Origin of the sequence: Chryseobacterium populi (assembly GCF_000282115.1) — a bacterium.
Lineage (GTDB): Bacteria > Bacteroidota > Bacteroidia > Flavobacteriales > Weeksellaceae > Chryseobacterium > Chryseobacterium populi.
Window position 1 is genome coordinate 1 of sequence record NZ_AKJY01000113.1, and the last position, 4,668, is coordinate 4,668.

Below are 4,668 nucleotides of genomic sequence, written 5' to 3' on the forward strand. Positions count from 1 at the left end.
TTTTTTTTTTTTATTTTGGTCAGCAATTCTATCAGGCTGTCGGTATACTGCAGATGAAAAAGCTCGAGTTTATGGTAATCTAAAGCCTTATTTTCCTGAAATAAATTGTGTATAATATCTGTTTTAATATAAATTGATATGATAACAACATTTTCAAAAAAATTTGAAAGAAGTTTAAGTTTCGTTAATCTTCTTTTACTTTGTGACATTATGATTACAGCTTCATCGTCCACCTTTGTTCCGTATTATTAACCTCTGATATTTGCTTTTAATTCGTGTTCTAATGTCTGTAAATCCTGATCCAGCTTTCTTCTGTTTTCCGTACCTTGTTTCTGGATCTGCTTCACTTCATTCAATGTATTGATCAACATGGCTGTTGTTTCTTTCAATGTTTCAGCTGAAACAATGGTTTGTTCGTTTGCCTTAGCTACATTTCTTGAGTTCTGTCCGAGACGTTCTGCATTTTTTCTTAAGATCTCTTCTGTTGTTGAAGAAACTTTCTGCTGAATTTCAATATTCTGCTGCTGTCTGTGCATGGCAACAGCCAGTGAAAGCTGGTTTTTCCAAACCGGCAGTGTGGTCGTAAGAATCGTCTGCGCTTTTTCTGCAATTGAAACGTTGTTGTTCTGAACCAGCCTGATCTGCGGAAGAGACTGCATCATGATCAGGCGAACCACTTTAAGATCAGCCAGCCTTCTGTCTAATCTGTTGATAAAATCTCTTTTATCAGCAATCTGGTAATCGGCATAATTCTGAGTATTGGTTTCCATCTCAGCAAGCTCTCCGGCTGCTCTTTCCATTCTCAGGTTTCCGGCAATTACAAGGTCTTCTATCTGCTTGATCGAATTCACATTGCTGTCGAAAATCGTCTGCAATACTGCATTATCTTTTGTAGAGGTGATGATTCCTGCATTTACTTTATGGGAAATCTGATCGATATTGTTAACGATTTTATCATACTTCGCGAAAAGATTTTCCACCTGGGTCATCATTTTCTTCATAAAAGGCAGTCTGCTGAAAAAACCTTTTACTTTATTACCTCCGTTTATTTCATCAACATCTACGTAATTAAGTTCCACTAATAGATTATTGATCAACTCTCCTACTTCACCGGAATTCGATCTTCTTACGTTATTTAAAAAACTGTCACTTTGATTTGCTAAGGTTTTCTGAAGTTCAGATCCGAAATTCACGATAGAACCCGGATTGGTTTCATCAATTGCATTGGCGGCCGTTTCATATTTCTGAAGATCGGCACTCTGTATCTGACTTAAATTTACATTCCCGTCCCTGTCTACCAGAACAGGGGCTGCCCCCTGAGTTGGCTGATTTGGCTGAGCCGGTTCAAAAGTTTTAAGAGGCTCAATTGACTGAAGTGGATCATTCGGTTGATTGGGTTGATTATCCATGATAAATTATTGATAGATTGATACAAATTTTTCAAGACCTTCTCTCTGGCCGCTTCCTACAGCCTCAAATTTCCATTCTCCGTTTCTGTTGTAAATTCTTCCGAATTCTACAGCAGTTTCGATTGAAAAATCTTCATCCAATTCATATTTCAAGATTTCTTCATTGGTATCTGTATTAAAAATTCTGATGAAAGAATTTCTTACCTGCCCGAAGTTTTGCTTTCTTGCTTCAGCTTCATGAATGGTAACAACTACCGAAATCTCCTTTATGGCAGAATCAATTTTAGTAAGGTCTATTTTAATCTGCTCATCGTCACCATCACCATCACCTGTTAAATTATCCCCTGAGTGAATCACCGATTTATCCGGAGATTCAAGATTGTTATAAAAAATAAAGTGATTATCTGAAACTAGTTTTTTGTTCTCCCCTAATAAAAATAAAGAAGCATCTAAGTCAAAAGCTCCGCCGGTAGAAGTATTATTGATATCCCACCCCAAGCCTACTGTAAATTTAGGTGCATTTATATTTTCTCTTTGTCCTTTTTGTAAGTTAATAGCCATAATATAGTTCTGTTTGTGTTAAAGTGTTTATGTTATTTTCGTATTCTTTTATTAAATGATAGTTATTGCTGATTGCCAGCTCAAGCAAATGATCCATCTGTTCCTTTTTTATCTTAGACGTTAAAAATTCAAATTTACTTGATTCTAATCCTAAAATATATTTTACGACTCTTGTATTAAACTGAAATTCAGCCTTTATCATCACTTCAGCTACATGCTCTACATTTTTCACTGCATAATAGTTGAAATAATTTTCAATCGTAGGATCGATGTCAAAATTCATCAGTTCCGCATAATATAAAAATACAAAATCTGCTTTCACATCATACTGACCTAGAATTTTATTTATTGTGTATTCGTGGCTCCCCGTTATTTTTATATCATCTATAAAAATACAAAGTTTTCCCTTTAAAAAATCTTTATCAATATAGTAAGTATCATTGGCAATCAGATTTTTACGGTCTTCGAAATTTAAATTCCCATAATCTGTAATATAAGTATGATTACGGTTGATTTTTGACAGGATGCTTGATTTTTTCCCTTTCAGGAATAAATAAAAATCGAGGTGCTTTTTAAAGTAAAAACATAAAAAATTAGAAGCCGTAGGAATCGCCATATAAGGGCTCGGCAGCACTACAATTTCTTTATCGGTATCCAAAAGCTGTTCATTTTCAGAAATAAACCCTTCGAATAATTCTTTTGCAAATTTCTCGGCATACGACCTGTCGCCATATTTAAAATAGCTGTATTCCGCAGGCGAAAAAGTAAATTCTTCTGCTGAATGGATGTGATGCAAACTGTATCTTTTATTCATATTTTAATGTTTAAGTAGGTGTGCATTAAAACCAAAATCTTTTGCCCCTTTGTAATCAGCGATCGGATTGTCTCCGATATGCAAAATCTGATGCATTGGTAAATCCTGATTTTTAATCTTATTTTTCACTTCCTGAAATACAAGCGGATTTGGTTTGGAACAATTAATTTCATCGGAATAAATATGGAAATCTATGTACTGATCAAGGTTTTCCTCTACCAGGAATTTCCGCATCGTCGTTCCTTTGATAAAACCTGTATTGCTCAAAATATTAATTGTTTTTCCTTTACTTTTAATTTCATCAAAAAACGGATGAATATCTTCAAAAATAATAACAGGCTTATATTCCAGGAAAAGTTTTTCACTTTCCAGATAAAACTCATTTAATTTGTCTTTGTCAATTTGTTTTAAATCGACGTCTGATGCTCCCAAAATCAAGAGATACATCTCAAACGTATCGATATTTCCTCCTATCACTTCATTAATCGTATTGCATAAATCATCATAATATTTTACAATTTTCGCAACTTCCTCAATGGGTTTATCTATGTTGAAAAACGAAGAGAACAGCTCAACTCTTTTTGTTTTAAATTCAGGATGAGATTTTATTAGGGTAAGCCACAAATCAAAAGAAAAATGCGAGTGATTGTGGATGTCGATATCTACTTTCAAAATATTAGAAGTTAAAAATTTTATTTAGCTTTTTCTTGAAAAAGATTTTAATTGGTTTCATGTATTCAGCGTTGGTTTTTAAGTTGAATTTTTCAATTCTTCTCAAAGATAAAATTTTTATACTTAAAGTCTGATTTTTTAAGATTTTTTAAGATTTATGAAGCTATTGCTTTATATTCTGGCTTCATCTCAAATACTTTAGTAGCCTAAAAAAAACAAGGGCTGTAAAATGATTTACAGTCCTTGTTTGGTTATGTATGATGAATTCAGATTTTTTATTATTTAGTTACTGAGCAATCAGTTTAGATAATTCTATATAGGCACGTTCATGCTTTTTTAAATTTTGATTTTCTTTTATAATCTTCATAATACTAAGTATTTGTTTTTCAAAACCACTTGCATCAATTTGATTATTAAGATTGGGAAACTCTTCAAAAAAATTAGGATACATTAAAGTTATTGTTTAGTTAATATCAAAGCTTTTGCATCAGGCATTACTGTTTTATAACCACTAGGACATTTAGAAACAATATCCATATCCTGCATAAAAACAAGTTTCATTTGATTTAAATTATTTGGATTCGGAAATGATAAATAAACATAGCCTTTATCATTACATTCTGCATACCCCGAATAATACATTTGGTATTTTATTAAATTTTTATCAAAATAATGACCATCAAATCGTGTATCATTGTCAGAAACGGTAAGTGTATTTTCTAATTCTTGCCCTGATGGTATTTTTACCAAAAGACGCCCTTTTAATATATCGCAAAATTTTTCATTAAAGTATCCACCGTCATTTTCTTTTTTTGTAAAACGAAATTCATAAGTTCTACCATCGGTATAGGTTCCTTTCCAAGTCCCAACAAATTTATTTAATCTGTTATTGGTATCCTTTAAATATACATAATCTGGACAATCTGGACCGTTTTCACATTGTGATAGCTGATCTAAAGAAATTGTTTGTGCCTTACAAGAAATTATTATTGTAAAAAATAATAATATATAATTAATTTTATTTTTCATAACATTTATATTTAATAATTATAAACAGTCTTCATCGACTATTTGTGTTTTATCTGCATTTAGTTTCTTCTTTGTAAATGTACCATTATCATTCATCTTTATTAAAGTTATTCCTTTTACATACATATTGAAGACTTACCCTTTTTCAAACAGTTGATAAATATAAAATATTCTCTAATTGAT

General features: G+C 32.0%; 6 protein-coding genes and 1 pseudogene. All 7 read right to left on the minus strand.

Annotated features, from left to right (window positions below; genetic code table 11):
* Positions 1 to 209: pseudogene (locus PMI13_RS21650) on the minus strand (hypothetical protein); the annotation flags it as partial.
* Positions 210 to 248: 39 nt separating this feature from the next.
* Entirely contained in the window at positions 249 to 1,409 is a 1,161-nt protein-coding gene (locus tag PMI13_RS19535; RefSeq protein WP_007847005.1) for a toxic anion resistance protein, read from the minus strand.
* Positions 1,410 to 1,415: 6 nt separating this feature from the next.
* Positions 1,416 to 1,970 (minus strand): TerD family protein, encoded by a 555-nt coding sequence (locus tag PMI13_RS19540; RefSeq protein WP_007847008.1) that lies wholly within the window; start codon positions 1,968 to 1,970, stop codon positions 1,416 to 1,418.
* A complete protein-coding gene (locus tag PMI13_RS19545; RefSeq protein ID WP_007847010.1) occupies positions 1,960 to 2,784 on the minus strand; it encodes a phosphoribosyltransferase family protein in 825 nt (274 codons plus the stop codon). Before PMI13_RS19545 ends, PMI13_RS19540 begins: the two co-directional genes overlap by 11 nt.
* Positions 2,785 to 2,787: 3 nt before the next feature.
* Positions 2,788 to 3,456: an HAD family hydrolase gene (locus PMI13_RS19550; protein ID WP_007847012.1), complete on the minus strand. Its 669-nt coding sequence runs from the start codon at positions 3,454 to 3,456 to the stop codon at positions 2,788 to 2,790.
* A gap of 286 nt (positions 3,457 to 3,742) precedes the next feature.
* On the minus strand, positions 3,743 to 3,907 hold the full coding sequence (locus tag PMI13_RS21280) for a hypothetical protein (RefSeq protein WP_007847015.1): 165 nt from the start codon (positions 3,905 to 3,907) through the stop codon (positions 3,743 to 3,745).
* Between the two features lie 5 nt (positions 3,908 to 3,912).
* A complete protein-coding gene (locus PMI13_RS20780; RefSeq protein WP_007847017.1) occupies positions 3,913 to 4,485 on the minus strand; it encodes a DUF6705 family protein in 573 nt (190 codons plus the stop codon).
* Positions 4,486 to 4,668 lie beyond the last annotated feature (183 nt).

What these genes read in the sequence shown, in the direction of transcription:
- PMI13_RS19535 (WP_007847005.1), bottom strand. Translation starts at nt 1,409, where the DNA reads ATGGATAATCAACCCAATCAACCGAATGATCCACTTCAGTCAATTGAG.
- PMI13_RS19540 (WP_007847008.1), bottom strand. Translation starts at nt 1,970, where the DNA reads ATGGCTATTAACTTACAAAAAGGACAAAGAGAAAATATAAATGCACCT.
- PMI13_RS19545 (WP_007847010.1), bottom strand. Translation starts at nt 2,784, where the DNA reads ATGAATAAAAGATACAGTTTGCATCACATCCATTCAGCAGAAGAATTT.
- PMI13_RS21280 (WP_007847015.1), bottom strand. Translation starts at nt 3,907, where the DNA reads ATGTATCCTAATTTTTTTGAAGAGTTTCCCAATCTTAATAATCAAATT.
- PMI13_RS20780 (WP_007847017.1), bottom strand. Translation starts at nt 4,485, where the DNA reads ATGAAAAATAAAATTAATTATATATTATTATTTTTTACAATAATAATT.